The sequence below is a fragment of the Pedobacter sp. D749 genome, assembly GCF_019317285.1.
Classification (GTDB): domain Bacteria; phylum Bacteroidota; class Bacteroidia; order Sphingobacteriales; family Sphingobacteriaceae; genus Pedobacter.
In genome coordinates this window covers 4,137,869-4,152,467 of sequence record NZ_CP079218.1, presented here as the reverse complement: position 1 = coordinate 4,152,467, position 14,599 = coordinate 4,137,869, and the positions used below count along the sequence as shown (strand labels likewise).

The 14,599-nt window shown below is 37.8% G+C and carries 13 protein-coding genes; 6 read left to right on the top strand and 7 right to left on the bottom strand.

The genetic code is table 11. From position 1 onward, the window contains the following. The first annotated feature begins 43 nt into the window (after nt 1–43). Both KYH19_RS16795 and KYH19_RS16790 read left to right on the top strand, forming a co-directional pair. A complete protein-coding gene (locus KYH19_RS16795; RefSeq protein ID WP_255562453.1) occupies nt 44–535 on the top strand; it encodes an FKBP-type peptidyl-prolyl cis-trans isomerase in 492 nt (163 codons plus the stop codon). Between the two features lie 3 nt (nt 536–538). Further along, complete coding sequence (locus KYH19_RS16790) at nt 539–1,408, top strand: FKBP-type peptidyl-prolyl cis-trans isomerase (protein WP_219075931.1); 870 nt, start codon at nt 539–541, stop codon at nt 1,406–1,408. Here KYH19_RS16790 and KYH19_RS16785 read toward each other — a convergent pair. From KYH19_RS16785 to KYH19_RS16775, 3 genes are all read right to left on the bottom strand, one after another. Beyond that, nucleotides 1,398–2,732 carry a deoxyribodipyrimidine photo-lyase gene (locus KYH19_RS16785; RefSeq protein ID WP_219075930.1) on the bottom strand — a complete coding sequence of 445 codons (1,335 nt, stop codon included), beginning with the start codon at nt 2,730–2,732 and terminating at the stop codon, nt 1,398–1,400. The two genes, KYH19_RS16790 and KYH19_RS16785, sit on opposite strands and share 11 nt — an antisense overlap. Nucleotides 2,733–2,792: 60 nt before the next feature. Then, on the bottom strand, nt 2,793–3,695 hold the full coding sequence (locus KYH19_RS16780; RefSeq protein WP_219075929.1) for a TIGR01777 family oxidoreductase: 903 nt from the start codon (nt 3,693–3,695) through the stop codon (nt 2,793–2,795). 70 nt (nt 3,696–3,765) lie between these two features. Continuing rightward, the gene (locus KYH19_RS16775) at nt 3,766–5,376 is read right to left on the bottom strand and encodes a DUF4139 domain-containing protein (RefSeq protein WP_219075928.1); all 1,611 of its coding nucleotides are present in this window, start codon (nt 5,374–5,376) and stop codon (nt 3,766–3,768) included. A 173-nt stretch (nt 5,377–5,549) separates the two neighbouring features. Between KYH19_RS16775 and KYH19_RS16770 the strand changes: the two genes are divergently transcribed. From KYH19_RS16770 to KYH19_RS16755, 4 genes are all read left to right on the top strand, one after another. Beyond that, nucleotides 5,550–6,824 (top strand): DASH family cryptochrome, encoded by a 1,275-nt coding sequence (locus tag KYH19_RS16770; protein WP_219075927.1) that lies wholly within the window; start codon nt 5,550–5,552, stop codon nt 6,822–6,824. A gap of 187 nt (nt 6,825–7,011) precedes the next feature. After that, nucleotides 7,012–9,810 carry a 2-oxoglutarate dehydrogenase E1 component gene (locus KYH19_RS16765; RefSeq protein ID WP_219075926.1) on the top strand — a complete coding sequence of 933 codons (2,799 nt, stop codon included), beginning with the start codon at nt 7,012–7,014 and terminating at the stop codon, nt 9,808–9,810. A gap of 103 nt (nt 9,811–9,913) precedes the next feature. Beyond that, the gene (gene odhB / locus KYH19_RS16760) at nt 9,914–11,155 is read left to right on the top strand and encodes a 2-oxoglutarate dehydrogenase complex dihydrolipoyllysine-residue succinyltransferase (protein ID WP_219075925.1); all 1,242 of its coding nucleotides are present in this window, start codon (nt 9,914–9,916) and stop codon (nt 11,153–11,155) included. Nucleotides 11,156–11,258: 103 nt separating this feature from the next. Beyond that, nucleotides 11,259–11,618, top strand: coding sequence for a DUF2809 domain-containing protein (locus tag KYH19_RS16755; protein ID WP_132403135.1), 360 nt, complete (start codon nt 11,259–11,261; stop codon nt 11,616–11,618). Between the two features lie 153 nt (nt 11,619–11,771). Here KYH19_RS16755 and KYH19_RS16750 read toward each other — a convergent pair whose 3' ends face one another. The 4 genes from KYH19_RS16750 to KYH19_RS16735 form a co-directional block, all read right to left on the bottom strand. Continuing rightward, nucleotides 11,772–12,452 (bottom strand): DUF1080 domain-containing protein, encoded by a 681-nt coding sequence (locus KYH19_RS16750; RefSeq protein WP_219075924.1) that lies wholly within the window; start codon nt 12,450–12,452, stop codon nt 11,772–11,774. A 215-nt stretch (nt 12,453–12,667) separates the two neighbouring features. Further along, complete coding sequence (locus KYH19_RS16745) at nt 12,668–13,186, bottom strand: DUF4269 domain-containing protein (RefSeq protein WP_219075923.1); 519 nt, start codon at nt 13,184–13,186, stop codon at nt 12,668–12,670. Between the two features lie 415 nt (nt 13,187–13,601). Next, nucleotides 13,602–14,204: a lipoprotein signal peptidase gene (locus KYH19_RS16740; protein ID WP_219075922.1), complete on the bottom strand. Its 603-nt coding sequence runs from the start codon at nt 14,202–14,204 to the stop codon at nt 13,602–13,604. Then, the gene (locus KYH19_RS16735; RefSeq protein ID WP_025144123.1) at nt 14,204–14,587 is read right to left on the bottom strand and encodes a TraR/DksA C4-type zinc finger protein; all 384 of its coding nucleotides are present in this window, start codon (nt 14,585–14,587) and stop codon (nt 14,204–14,206) included. Before KYH19_RS16735 ends, KYH19_RS16740 begins: the two co-directional genes overlap by 1 nt. Nucleotides 14,588–14,599: the final 12 nt, after the last annotated feature.

Sequence of the window (14,599 nt, the reverse complement as noted above, 5' to 3'; positions counted from 1 at the left end):
GGTTAAAAATTGTAGCATCCGTATTAAAAGCTTATTTTTGCGGATGATGGTTAAGTTTAAACATATTATTTTATTGCTATGCCTGGCAGGATGCTTTGCAGCTTGTAAGAAAAATGTGTCTATTGATGATTCTTACGATCCTACGCCTCAATTTAAAACGGATACTGCTGCAATAAGTGCTTTTGTAAAGACTAATAATATCCCGGCAACAAAAGATGCGAGTGGTATTTTTTATCAGATAATAGCTCCTGGGACAGGTAACGTAAGTTATCTAAATTCAACGGTCATTACTGCAGATTATGAAGGTAGATTATTAAACGGTACTATTTTCGATAGCTCCAAAGGAACTCCAATCTCTTTTAAACTTGGAAATGTTATTTTAGGATGGCAGTTTGGGATTCAAAAAATACAAAAAGGGGGTAAAATCAGATTGATCATACCTTCTTATTACGCTTATGGAACACAATCACCCTCATCTTTGATTCCGGCAAATTCAATACTTGATTTTACTATAACACTTACAGACGTACAATAATAAATGAACAAATTTACTAAACTAGGCCTATTTACACTTTTACTGGCTACTGTAGTTTTCAGCTCGTGCAAAAAGGAATATGAGACGATAGAAAGCGTAGATGATACAGCTATTCAAACATATTTGAAGCAGAATAATCTAAGCTTCACTAAGGATGCAACAAAAGGATACTATTATAAAATTACAACACAGGGTACAGGTAGTGCCGTTGCAAATCAAGATTCTGTTTATTATACTTATACCTTCAAAACTTTATCGGGACAAGTATTAAAGCAGATATCAGATTTAATGATTCTGGGTACCTATTTAGGATATACAGATCAATTCGCTATTAACAGCAATACTGTAAATTATGTTTTTGCTCCAGTAAGAGAAGTACTAACGAAATTAAACCGAGGTGGTCAAGCTACTTTAATTATGCCATCACACTTAGCTTTTGGTAAAAATGGATTGAGCGCTTTAAATATCGGTTCAAACGAAAATATTCTTGTTGACTTAGTAATGTATAGCGAATCGAAAAGACATGAAATTGACGAATTGGAGATTAATAAATTAATAGCCAATAATAACTTAACTATGATTAAGGATCCGTCAAGGGCACGTTACTCTATTACTACACCTGGTACAGGAACTGATGCTATTAATTTAAACTCTACAATAGTTGCAAATTATACATTGAGAACTTTAGACGGTGTTGTAGTACCGCAGGCTGGTCAAATAACTGATGTTTTAAGTAATTTGTTTAAAGGTTGGCAGTTAATATTGCCTGGAAAAGTAACTGCTGGTGGAAAGCTTCGTTTGATTTTACCTTCTGATTTGACTAATGGAGCGCCTTTAGATTTTGACATAGAAATAGTAAGTGTTACAAATTAGATAAAGCCTCTTTAAAAACTTTTAAAACCCTTTCCCTTGCAAAAGTATGCTCAACTATTGGTTGGGCATACTTTTTTGTCCCAAATTCTGGTACCCACTTTTTAATATATTCAAATTTGGGATCGAATTTTTTAGTCTGGAGTTCAGGATTAAAAACCCTGAAATAAGGTGCCGCATCATTCCCTGATCCTGCGGCCCATTGCCAGCCGCCAACATTACTGGCCATTTCATAATCCAATAGTTTTTCAGCAAAATAGGTTTCTCCCCAGCGCCAATCGATAAGTAAATGTTTGGTTAAAAAACTGCCCACAATCATGCGTACGCGGTTGTGCATCCAGCCGGTTTGGTTAAGCTGCCTCATCCCGGCATCTACAATAGGATAACCAGTGTTGCCTTCGCACCAGGCTCTAAATTCGGTTTCGTCGTTGCGCCATTTAATTTTATCGTATTGTTTTTTAAACGAATCGAAAGCCGAGTAGGGGAAATGCCAAAGGATGGTCATATAAAATTCCCGCCATGCCAATTCAGAAAGCCAGACATTTGATTTTGCTTCCAATGCATCTTTAACTGCTTCCCGAATGCTTAATGTCCCAAAACGTAAATGCAGGCCGATATGTGTAGTGCCATCAAGCGCGGGGAAATCGCGTTCTGTTGCGTAATTATCAAGTTTACTTTTATGACTGATTTTAGGAAAATCCAAATTACTCTTCTCAAATCCCATTTCGGTTAAAGTTGGAAGAGGCAGATGTTTGGTTTGTAATAAATTTTTGAAGTATTTTTTAGTGGGATAGGCCTTTACATAAAAATCATTCAGTTTGGCATGCCATTGTTTGTAGAAAGGGGTGAAAACGGTATAAGGTGTTTTATCTGCTTTTAAGATTTCGTTTTTTTCAAAAATTACCTGATCCTTAAACGTTTTGAAGGCTATTTTTTCGCTGGTTAAAAACTCAGCCATGTTATCATCACGTTCGCGGGCATAAGGTTCATAATCTTGATTGGTGTACACCTCCTTAATGTTGTACTCCTTTAAAACTTCGGGCCATATCTTTTCAGGCTCACCATATTTTACCAGTAAATCGGACCCCTGCTGCTGAAGTTCTTTTTTTAAATCCTCAATGGTCTGATAAATAAAAGTGACACGGGCATCATCTTTATGCAGTTTATCCAATATATTCTTGTCAAAAATGAAAAGTGGCAAAACTGGGTAATCACCTTTTAGGGCATGATATAAAGCGGCATTATCTGCTAAACGTAAATCGCGGCGGAACCAAAAGACCCCCAAACCCCCTAAAGGGGGCTTTCCATCGCTTATATTATTTTGCATAATTAGATTTGTGTTACTGAGTTTTTTGTTCTTGAAAGATGTACTATTCCCCTTTAGGGGCTAGGGGTACAAATCTTTCAAAGCGTCCTCCAAATGTGTGAATTTAAATTTGAATCCTGCGTCTAAAATCTTTTGTGCTGAAGTATTATTACTCATTAAAACGGCTTCAACACGTTCTCCCAGTAATAATTCCAATGCTTTTTTGGGTACCTTGATCGGCCAGACCGGACGATGAAGCTGTTTGGCAATAGCTTTGGTTAATGCTTTATTGGTGACCGGAAAAGGAGCGCAGGCATTGTAGCAGCCTTCCATTTTTAGGTTTTCGATGGCTCCAATGTACATTTCTACCATATCATTAATGTGTAGCCATGGCGTCCATTGTTTGCCAGTGCTCAAAGCCGCTCCTGCAAATAACTTAACAGGTTTGTCGAGTTGTGGTAAAGCGCCGCCGTGATTACTTAAAACAATTCCGGCGCGGAGTTTTACAATCCTGAGGCTTAATTTTTTGCCCTGGTCTACGGCATCTTCCCAAAGTTTACAGCATTCAGCTAAAAATCCATAACCGTTTGGACTTTCTTCTGTTAAAATTTCATCGCCACAATCGCCATAAAAACCAACTGCCGAAGCAGAAATGAAAGATTTTAGCTGATGATCAGGTTTTGATTTAATGGTTTTAAAGAGTAAATCTGTCGATTTTACGCGGCTATCAATGATCTGTTTTTTGCGTTCATCGGTCCATTTTTTATCCGCAACCGGTTCTCCTGCTAAATGGATAATGGCTTCTACTCCATTTAAACAATCAGCATCAATAGTCCCTTTATAAACATCCCACACAAAATTATTCGCATCGTTATCTTTCTTTCGGGAAAGTGTATTCACCTCATAACCCTTGCTAAGCAAGTGCTTTTTCAGTTCAGTACCCACAAGTCCCGTAGCCCCGGTAATCAGAATTTTCTTAGCCATCTTTTTAAAACACTAAAGATACAAAAGGGTTTTTTTTAAAGACTAAAGACTAAAGACTAAAGACTAAAGACTACAGTCCCGCAATGATTTTATTTTTAGGAGCTTTAACCGAATAGCTTAATTTGATCGTTTTGGTCTCGTTAGGGGCAATTTTTAACTGCCAGGAGAGCATTCCGTTTTCTTTGTTTACTTCTGCGCCGCTATTCTCTAACAATTCGGTTTCAATATCACTTTCTGTTGAGAGCGGATACTGATCCTTAAGTGATAGGTCTATCGTTTCTTTTTTAGTGTTTCTAATCTTGATCAGATAAGTGAAAATCTGTTTTTTATTCGAACCAATAAATCTTGTGCTGCTAAAATCCTGTTGTTTCTCTTTTGTGATTATAATCTTTTTATCTTTTCCCATGCTTAAACTCAGTGTATCTAAAATGTTCGCTGGGTTGATATATGATTTTCCGGTATACGTGCCTTCAAAAATAATATTCGCATTCCCGGCCTGGAGATTTAGTTTTTCCCAGTCGGTTACATCAGCCAGTAAATAAGCATCGCTACTAAGTTTTGGAGCAGCATAATATTTGTATTTGGCAGGCACTTCGTATTCTTTAAATGCAACGGTATGAGGTTTGTTGTCGCTGTTCACATCATAGGGGATGTCAATATCAAACGTTACGCCCAACTGAGTCTCATTAACAGTAGTATAATCGTTCACCGTAGAAACTGAACCAGTAAGATTTTTCTTTTTTTCAGCACCATAGCCCGTAACTACAACTTCACTTAGTTCACTTTTTTCGGCAATTGGTAACGCCATTCCCCTAATCCGTAGTTGTTGTTGATAGCTAGATACAAACCAAGGAATTAAATTGGGTGCAGTAATGTTATAATTTGGGTTACCGGTAGATAAAGAAAGTTTAACTTTTTTCCAATCGAGACCCGTGCTCTGTGTAATAGCAGCCTTGTACACTATGCTTAATGGATTTGAGGTATCCACCGCTTTTATATCATAACTGGCCAGCCAATTTGCATTTGGCGTAACATACGAAACATGATAGCTGGCATCTATATTTTCATTTGCCATTAATTGAAGAACCAATTGCCCAAGTTGCTGGTTAGGATTGTTCCTTAATTCTGAAATTTGCTGTTGCAATGCGTTTAGTTTTTGGTTTTGTTTATCCTCTATGAGCGTGAGTGCTGAGATAGCATTCCTAACTTCTGCATTTTTTGTACGGTAATATTCAGCTAATTTAATCAGTTCGGCCACATTTGTTCCATTTGCTGTGCCACCCGATTTTCTGTTCTCGTCGAGTAAAAGCAAAGTTTGCTCTTCAATGGCTTTTGCATTTTTTGTTTTGGTTAATTCGTTGCTTACGATTTTAACGCTATCGCTAAGTTTTTTTATTTCGGGATTGGCAGCATCGGTATTCAGGAAATCTTTATTGAATTGAACGGATAGAATGGTAACTCCCGGCGAAACACTAACCTGTATCGAATTTTCATTTACCCGCCCGGAAATATTGTTAACTACAATTTCTGATGTTCCGGCTGGAAGATTTACTTTTCCTTTATGTAAAAGTTGTGCGCCGTTGTTGTAAACCGTTACACTTTCCAGTATAGCTTTACTTTTTATCTGTTGCTGCGCAAATACGCTTATTGGGAATAACAGGCTGATGAGTATTCGTTTCATAGTTTTTTATTAAGGTGTGTTGAGATCAATATTTGATTGAAAGATGTGTTTACACCTCATTTTCCATAAAATAGTTTTTTTGTTTCCTATTTGTAAAGAATTATTCAGGGGTTTGATGAAGAAGAAAAATAAGATAAATTTGTAAAGCGTTCTTACACCCTTTTCGATAAAAGATGTCCAAAAAAATTTTAGTCTGGTTTAGAAATGATCTTCGCTTGCATGATAACGAAATGCTGGTCGAGGCAATTGCTAAATCTGATTCAATTTTGCCTGTTTACATTCTTGATCGCCGTTCTTTTGGCGAAACAAAATACGGGACCTTAAAAACAGGTAACATTAGAGCACAGTTTATTTTAGAAAGTGTTTTAGGATTACGCAATGCTTTAAAACAGATTGGTGGTAACTTGCTAATTGCCGAAGGCAATCCTGAAGATATTATTCCTCAGCTTGTTCAGGAATATGAGATTACCGAAGTTTACCATCACCGTGAAGTAGCACGCGAAGAAACGCATGTTTCAACTTTGGTAGAAAATGCACTTTGGAAATTGCGCGTCAACCTTAAACATTTTATTGGTCATACCTTATATAACAAGGAAGATTTACCATTTCCGATCAAGGATATTCCTGATGCCTTTAATCAGTTTAAGAAAAAAATTGAGCGCGATTCTATTATTAAACCTTGTTTTGCAGCACCTGATCGGATTAATGTAGCCGAAGTGATTGATTGGGGTACATTATCCTCTTTAGCAGACCTTGATCTTACACCTCAACAAAAGGATCAACGTTCCGATTTTGAATTTGTGGGTGGCGAGGCAGAAGGTTTGGCTCATCTTCAAAAGGTGATTGTGGCCATGCAACAAGCCGCAACTACTAAAAACTTAATCCTGGCTTCGAAATTATCAGCCTGGTTAGCCATGGGTAGTTTATCGCCACGAAAAGTATATTGGGAAATTAAAAAGATGGAAGGTGTGCCCAACACTAAAGCCATGTTCAATCATATCCTATTAGGCTTGCTTTGGAGAGATTATTTCCGTTTCATGTTCAAAAAATACGGCAATACGTTTTTTAGTCCGGATGGTTTTGGCAGCCAGGGCTTGATTGATATTGCGAATGAGCAGGATAACTTTAGCAAGTGGAAGAATGCGCAAACGGGTTTTGCTGTAGTAGATGCGGTGATGACGGAACTAAATCAGACCGGTTTCATCTCAAATATTGCCAGACAAACCGCTGCCTTATATCTGATCAATAATTTAGAAGTAAGCTGGGTTTTTGGTGCAGCGTATTTTGAAGAAAAATTGATTGATTATAATCCTGCAAGTAATTGGGGAAACTGGGCTAATGTAGCCGGTGTAGGTAACGATCAGAAATCAAAAAGTGTTTTCGATCTTGATAAAAATATCAAAAACCTCGATCCAAAAGGCAATTACTCCTTAACTTGGGCATCATAGTTGTTAGGATTGAATGATGGAGTGTTGAATGATAGAATTGAAATTTTATCGGTTAATACAAGTGCTATTTTTATCATTCGGTCATTCAATAATTTTCACATTCAGTAATTCTCATTTTAATCGAGATTTTTGCCATTTATATAAGGTAAAATTCTAATTTTGTAATGCTTATAGTAAACAGTTAATAATGGATAAATTATCTTATCTTAATGGCGCAAACGCCGAATATATAGAGTCTTTATATCAATCATATCAACAAGATCCCGGGTCTGTTGAATTTGGCTGGCAGAAATTTTTCGAAGGTTTTGATTTTGGAAGAGGATCTGAGGCTCCTGCAGTAACGGCAGAAACGCCTGAACAATTTCTAAAAGAAGTTAATGTTTTAAACCTGATTGATGGTTATCGTAGCCGCGGGCACTTATTTACGCACACCAATCCGGTTCGCGAAAGACGTAAACATTTGCCAACATTAGATCTGGCAAATTTTGGATTATCTGATGCTGATTTAGAAACCGTTTTTAACTCTGGTGTGGAGATTGGTATCGGTGCCGCAAAATTGAAAGATATTGTAGCCTTTTTAAAACAAACATACGCACACTCTATCGGTGCAGAATATAAATTTTTACGTACGCCGGAAGTGTTGAACTGGATTCAGCAAAAAATGGAAAGTGCACGTAATACGCCTAATTTCTCAATCGATGAGAAAAAACGTATTCTCCGGAAATTAAACGAAGCGGTAAGTTTCGAAAATTTCTTAGGTACAAAATTTTTGGGTCAAAAACGTTTTTCACTGGAAGGTGCGGAAGCTTTAATTCCCGCTTTGGATTCAGTAATTGAAAAAGGTGCTGAACTGGGAATTGAAGAATTTGTGATTGGCATGGCTCACCGCGGTCGCTTGAACGTGTTGGCCAATATCATGCAAAAAACATACAAAGATATTTTTGCTGAGTTTGAAGGTAAAAGCTACAATCCCGATACCCCATTTGGTGGTGATGTAAAATACCACTTAGGTTATTCTACAGATGTTACTACGGTTTCTGGTAAAAGCGTTCACTTAAGTTTATGTCCTAACCCATCACACTTAGAAACGGTTGATGGTGTGGTAGAAGGCATGAGCCGCTCGAAAATCGATTTCAAATATGGTGGCGATAACAGTCGCTTAGCACCAATTTTGATTCACGGTGATGCATCAGTTGCCGGACAGGGTATTGTTTATGAAGTGATTCAGATGGCAGGTCTTGAAGGTTATAAAACCGGTGGAACTATTCACCTGGTAATTAATAACCAGATTGGTTTTACCACCAATTATAAAGATGCCCGTACCAGTACCTATTGTACCGATATTGCTAAAGTAACTTTATCTCCGGTTTTCCACGTAAATGGTGATGATCCTGAGGCTTTGGTTTATGCAATTAACCTGGCAATGGAATACCGTCAGAAATATAAAAATGATGTTTTTATTGACATTCTTTGTTACCGTCGTTTCGGTCACAATGAGTCTGATGAACCTAAATTCACGCAGCCATTATTATACAAAACAATCGAAAAACACCCTAATCCAAGGGAAATTTATATCGATCAGTTAACTAAAGAAGGTAAGTTGGAAGCTGGTTTGGCAAAAGAAATGGAAAAAGACTTCCGTAGTATTTTGCAGGAACGTTTAAACGAAGCTAAAGAGTTTGTTGCAGGTAGTACCGAAGTTAAATTTGGTGGTGCATGGGCAGATTTGCGTATGGCAACTCCGAAAGATTTCGAATCCTCACCAGTTACTGCGGTTAAAAAATCTACTTTGTTAGAAATTGGTAAACGCATTACTGCTTTGCCATCAAATAAAAAGTTCTTCAAAAAAATCGAAAAGTTATTTGCTGAACGTGGTAAAATGGTTAACGAGACCAATGTTTTCGACTGGGCAATGGGCGAGCAGCTGGCTTATGGTACTTTGTTATCAGAAGGTAAACGTGTGCGTTTAAGCGGTCAGGATGTGGAGCGTGGTACTTTCTCTCACCGTCATGCGGTATTAACACTTGAAGACAGCGAGGAAGAATATGTACCATTAGCCAATATTTCAGATCAACAGGCCTCATTCGATATTTACAATTCACACTTATCTGAATACGGCGTTTTAGGTTTTGAATATGGTTATGCCATGGCGAATCCAAATGCATTAACTATCTGGGAAGCTCAATTTGGTGATTTCTTTAATGGAGCACAAATTGTTGTCGATCAGTATATTGCAAGTGCCGAAACGAAATGGCAACGCGAAAACGGTTTGGTTATGTTACTGCCTCATGGTTATGAAGGCCAGGGACCAGAGCATTCATCAGCACGTATTGAGCGTTTTATGGAGCTTTGCGCCGATTACAACATGCAGGTAACCAATTGTACTACTCCGGCAAACTTCTTCCACGTATTACGCCGTCAGTTTAAACGCGACTTCCGTAAACCATTGGTTGTATTTACGCCAAAAAGTTTATTGCGCCACCCTGCTTGTGTTTCTAAATTAGAGGAATTTACTGAAGGTGGTTTTAAAGAGGTAATTGACGATGTAAATGTTAAAGTTGCAGATGTAACACGTATTGTTTTCTGTAGCGGTAAAATTTACTACGAATTGCTGGAGAAACAGCAGGCTGATAAAATCAAACATGTAGCCCTGGTTCGTGTAGAGCAGTTGTATCCAACTCCGGTTGATCAGATGGAAGCCATCCAGAAGAAATATAAAAATGCTAAGGAAGTTTTCTGGGTACAGGAAGAGCCAGAGAACATGGGTGCATGGCCATATTTGTTCCGCAGGTTATACAAAACCGCATTAAAAGGTATTGATGTAATTTCGAGAAGAGAGAGCAGCAGTACGGCTACAGGTTTTGCAAAACAACATGCTAACCAACAGGCTTATATTTTGGCAAAAGCTTTAGAACTTCCTGTTAAACAAGAAGAAGTAAAGGAAGCGACCAAAAAGGCCAGTAAAAAAATGGCAGAAGCGGATTAGAAGTAGAAAGTTCGAGGGTTTAAGGTAGAGGATTAAAGTAATCTACAATTTTAAACTTTCAATCTTAAAACATAATAACAACAAAAATTACAATTTTAAAAATATGAGTTTAGAGATAAAAGTTCCACCTGTTGGTGAATCGATAACCGAAGTTGTTTTATCACGTTGGATAAAAAACGATGGCGATGTTGTTGAAATGGATGAAGTTATTGCTGAATTAGAATCGGATAAAGCAACATTCGAATTAACTGCAGAACAAGCTGGAACTTTAAAAACCATAGCAGCCGAAGGCGATACTTTAGCCATTGGTGCAGTAGTTTGTAAAATTGAAGATGGTGGTGCAGCTGCTAGTCCTAAGTCAGAAGTCGAAAGTCCTAAGTCTGATGCACAAGCTCCAGTTGCAGTAGCTGAGTCTCCAAGGACTCAAGACTCAGGACTTGTGACTAAAGACTCTTACGCAACGGGAACTCCATCACCTGCTGCTGGTAAAATTCTTGCAGAAAAAGGCATTGATGCTGGCGCTGTGAAAGGTACTGGTGTAGATGGCCGTATTACTAAAGATGATGCGGTTAAAGCTGAGGCGGGTAAAAAACCAGAAGCGCCTAAAGCGAGTGCTCCGGTTGTAGCTGCTGCTCCTGCAGGTAGCCGTGGCGAGCGTCGTGAGAAAATGTCTCCACTACGTAGAACCGTTGCAAAACGTTTAGTTGCCGTTAAAAATGAAACCGCAATGTTAACCACTTTCAACGAGGTTAACATGAAGCCAATTATGGATTTACGCGGAAAATATAAAGATCAGTTTAAAGAGAAATTTGGTGTTGGTTTAGGTTTTATGAGCTTTTTCACTAAAGCCGTTACCGAAGCATTAAAAGATTTTCCTGCGGTGAATGGTCGTATTGAAGGTGAAGAATTGGTTTATAATGATTTCGCCGATATTTCTATCGCTGTTTCTGCGCCGAAAGGTTTAGTGGTTCCTGTGATCCGTAATGCAGAAAGCATGACTTTAGCGCAGATTGAAAAATCTGTTTTAGAATTGGCTTTAAAAGCGCGTGATAGCAAATTAACCATCGAAGAAATGACTGGTGGAACATTCACGATTACTAATGGTGGTGTATTTGGTTCAATGATGTCGACTCCGATTATCAATGCGCCACAATCGGCTATTTTAGGTATGCACAACATCGTTGAGCGTCCGGTAGCTGAAAAAGGTGAGGTGGTCATCCGTCCGATGATGTACGTTGCTTTATCTTACGATCACAGAATTATTGACGGACGTGAGTCGGTTGGTTTCCTGGTTCGGGTAAAACAATTATTGGAAGACCCTGCTAGATTATTGTTAGGTATCTAAACCCTAAATCCCGATAAATCGGGACTTTATATATTTATAAAGAAGTCAAGTTTTAATGGCCAATGTGCTGGAAAAACTTGACTTCTTTTTTTATACCCGAAAAATGAAATTAACGTTCAGCTTAAAATTCCTCTTCATTTTTTTAGCGATATTCTTAACCGAAATTTTAATCGCTAAATATCTTCACGATGCATTTATCAGGCCTTTTGGTGGTGATGTTTTAGTGGTCGTATTAATTTATGCATTCTTCAGAATATTCTTAATTACCAATAATAGGAAACTTGCTTTAGGGGTATTGATTTTCTCTTTTATTATCGAATTTTTACAGGCACTTCATTATGTAAATTGGTTGGGCTTGCAGAACAATAAGTTCTGGAGTATTGTTTTGGGGACTTACTTTTCTGTTTACGATTTGCTTGCTTATTTTGTTGGCTATCTGATCTGTTTGTGTTTTAAGGATTGATAAGGTGTTGGTCCGGATTTGTAATCCGGACCTGTTGTTTTGCAATATACTTTAACAGTTATTTTAATGAATCCATTTTTTAAGGATTAAAATCCTTAGCTCAAAAAACGTGATTACAAATCCCGATTAACAATCAGGATTAAAGCACTTTTCTTATTTAGAGAGTGCTTTAATTGGTTTTAAATCCAGTTGTTTAAATTCTACTTCACTACCTTCTGCCTGTAGGGCAATCTGACCGCTACTTGCAGTACAGTTTGTGCCATAATTTACCAAAGTATCGTTTACCCAAACTTTAACTTCGTTATTTAAACACTGAATAACCATGGTATTCCATTCGCCAAGTGGTTTTTCACTGTCATCGGTTAAGTTTTTAATGCGGCGGAGTTTATTTCCATTTATGCCCCAGCTTTCTTTCGGGCCGCGTCTGGCAACCATATCAGGCACGGTAATATCTTCTTCAATACACCAGAAATCGCCTGCATCTTTATGTTGCATCTGAACTTCAAGTGATTTTGGAAACATGCCATACAATGCTCTTGGAGTCGAGGCATGCACCAAAACGCCACAGTTGCCGGGTTTGCCTGCAAAGCGGTATTGTACAGTCAACTGATAATTTTTGTAAATTTTATCGGTTATTAAATGTCCGCCTGGCGTTCCTAAACTTACCAGCATACCATTGCGCACAATAAACGGATTAATCGTATCGGGTTTTTTATCCATGGCAGGAACATCTACATGCCAGCCATTTAGATTTTTGCCGTTAAACAGGCTTTTTTGAGCAAATGCTGAGGTGCTCAATGTAATGAGCAATAAAAGGGCGCAGTAGAGTTTCATGATATCTGGTTTTTGTATTCCAAATATATTTTAAAAAATGATGAAATAATAGTAGTCAGAATAAAGTATAGGGAAATAGTGTAAATGGTTGTCATCCTGAATGAAATGAAGGATCTTTATTGAGTGGGTACACTTCTGCATTTCTTTGATTAAGATTCTTCACTGCGTTCAGAATGACAGTGAGGCCAACTTCAAGATCTGGTCTTAGCGTCTCGCTAAGACTCTAATTTTAGCAAATCTTCGTAAGCATCTCCCTCAATCCCTAGCAGTTTTGCAAATGCAGGCTCCGTTTTATAACCTTGTTTTTTTAAGGAGATAACTTCCTGTCTGAATGCTTCTCCTTTTTCCAAAAGTAATTTATGTTCAATTAACATGTGGCGGTAAGCATTTTGCTGCGTAGTGGGGATGTTTTGCCCGAATACTTCTATTTCAAAATCATCAATAGTGAAATTTGCTTTAACGGCTTCAAATTTAGTGCTTTCATGAATAGTGAAGTTTTTTTTATTGCCAAACAAGAGATTTAGCTGAGCAATGAATTCTCCTTTATCCGAAACTTCGCAGATCACATCCAGGTCGCTGTTTTCGATGTCAATATTGATTGGTATAGTACCCACCAGGATGGGGTGGTAAAAGCTAAGCTTTTCTAAAACCCGATTACTTGTTAATGCCTGATAAGCCTTCTGTTGCCTTTCATTACCGGACTGTAAATAAGATATATTGAGGAAGTTGATCATTATTCTTTTTAATTCACATTGTAGATATAAGAACAGGGAATACCTATTTGAATCAGGTGAAAGATCCTGAAATAAATTCAGGATGACGATCTGGTGCCTTGATTTTTCTTTCTTGCACTACGTAAAGTTACTAAACCCGATAGGATGAATGCCAATGCGTTCTGGTATTATCCTGATTTTTTTGATGAAACACTGTTAAAGCACAGGCCTTATTGGCAGTAAGGATAGCGGGGACGAACTTAAATAGATGCTGCTGTACCTGCTTTCCAAAAAAAATCTAGTATTGTCTTTTTGGTCGGTGTGACCCAACCAATAGAATTTATTGATAAAAAAGCCCATCTCAATTAAGAAATGGGCTTTGTATATTTCAAACTCTTAAGATGCTGAAACTAGTTCGGCATGATGTTTCGCTTATTTAATCTTCTACAATTTCACTGTTGATGCTTAACTCATCTTTTACATCTTCTTTAAAGTAGTTTTTCTGGAAGATTAGGATAAGTATCACGCCAACTGAAATGGCTGCGTCTGCGAGGTTAAAAACAGGTCTGAAGAAAACAAATTCTTCTCCTCCCCAAATCGGTAACCAGCCAGGGAAGTGCCCTTCGGCAATCGGGAAATAGAACATATCTACCACACGGCCATGAAACCAGCTTTCGTAGCCATAAATCTTTCCGTAAAATACAGAATCGATAATGTTTCCTAATGCGCCAGAAAAAATCAGTGCCACATTTAGGATTAAACCACGATGATATTTATGCTTAATTAGATAATGTAAGCCATAACCAATTCCTGCAACAGCGGCAATACGGAAAAGCGATAAGGCTAATTTGCCAAATTCGCCACCAAACTCCATTCCAAAGGCCATCCCATTATTTTCGGTAAAATGGATAATAAACCATTTACCAATAATATGGAACTCCTGCCCAAGGTACATGTGTGTTTTAACCCAGGTTTTTACCAGTTGGTCGGCCAGTAAAACCAAAAAGATAACAATTAAAGGTTTTGTATAGCCTTTCATTAACTCTGCTTTAATTTAGCTTCCATGCTTAAAGTAGCATGAGGAACTGCACGTAAACGCTCTTTTTGGATTAATTTACCCGTTTCGCGGCAAATACCATAAGTTTTGTTCTCGATACGCACCAATGCGTTCTCCAGGTTATCGATAAATTTTTTCTGACGGGCAGCCAACTGATTGATCTGCTCTTTTTCCATTGTTGCCGAACCATCTTCCAATGTTTTGTATGCACCAGAAGTATCTTCGGTTCCGTTGGCATTTGGATTACTTAAAGAAGTGGTTAAAGAGTTAAGTTCCTCTTTCGCCATGCGTAATTTATCTTGAATTAATTCTTTAAATTCCTGTAATTCACTGTCTGAGTAGCGTGTTTTGTTGCTGTTTTCCATGTTTTTAATTTA

What these genes read in the sequence shown, in the direction of transcription:
- KYH19_RS16795 (WP_255562453.1), top strand. Translation starts at nt 44, where the DNA reads ATGATGGTTAAGTTTAAACATATTATTTTATTGCTATGCCTGGCAGGA.
- KYH19_RS16790 (WP_219075931.1), top strand. Translation starts at nt 539, where the DNA reads ATGAACAAATTTACTAAACTAGGCCTATTTACACTTTTACTGGCTACT.
- KYH19_RS16785 (WP_219075930.1), bottom strand. Translation starts at nt 2,732, where the DNA reads ATGCAAAATAATATAAGCGATGGAAAGCCCCCTTTAGGGGGTTTGGGG.
- KYH19_RS16780 (WP_219075929.1), bottom strand. Translation starts at nt 3,695, where the DNA reads ATGGCTAAGAAAATTCTGATTACCGGGGCTACGGGACTTGTGGGTACT.
- KYH19_RS16775 (WP_219075928.1), bottom strand. Translation starts at nt 5,376, where the DNA reads ATGAAACGAATACTCATCAGCCTGTTATTCCCAATAAGCGTATTTGCG.
- KYH19_RS16770 (WP_219075927.1), top strand. Translation starts at nt 5,550, where the DNA reads ATGTCCAAAAAAATTTTAGTCTGGTTTAGAAATGATCTTCGCTTGCAT.
- KYH19_RS16765 (WP_219075926.1), top strand. Translation starts at nt 7,012, where the DNA reads ATGGATAAATTATCTTATCTTAATGGCGCAAACGCCGAATATATAGAG.
- odhB (WP_219075925.1), top strand. Translation starts at nt 9,914, where the DNA reads ATGAGTTTAGAGATAAAAGTTCCACCTGTTGGTGAATCGATAACCGAA.
- KYH19_RS16755 (WP_132403135.1), top strand. Translation starts at nt 11,259, where the DNA reads ATGAAATTAACGTTCAGCTTAAAATTCCTCTTCATTTTTTTAGCGATA.
- KYH19_RS16750 (WP_219075924.1), bottom strand. Translation starts at nt 12,452, where the DNA reads ATGAAACTCTACTGCGCCCTTTTATTGCTCATTACATTGAGCACCTCA.
- KYH19_RS16745 (WP_219075923.1), bottom strand. Translation starts at nt 13,186, where the DNA reads ATGATCAACTTCCTCAATATATCTTATTTACAGTCCGGTAATGAAAGG.
- KYH19_RS16740 (WP_219075922.1), bottom strand. Translation starts at nt 14,204, where the DNA reads ATGAAAGGCTATACAAAACCTTTAATTGTTATCTTTTTGGTTTTACTG.
- KYH19_RS16735 (WP_025144123.1), bottom strand. Translation starts at nt 14,587, where the DNA reads ATGGAAAACAGCAACAAAACACGCTACTCAGACAGTGAATTACAGGAA.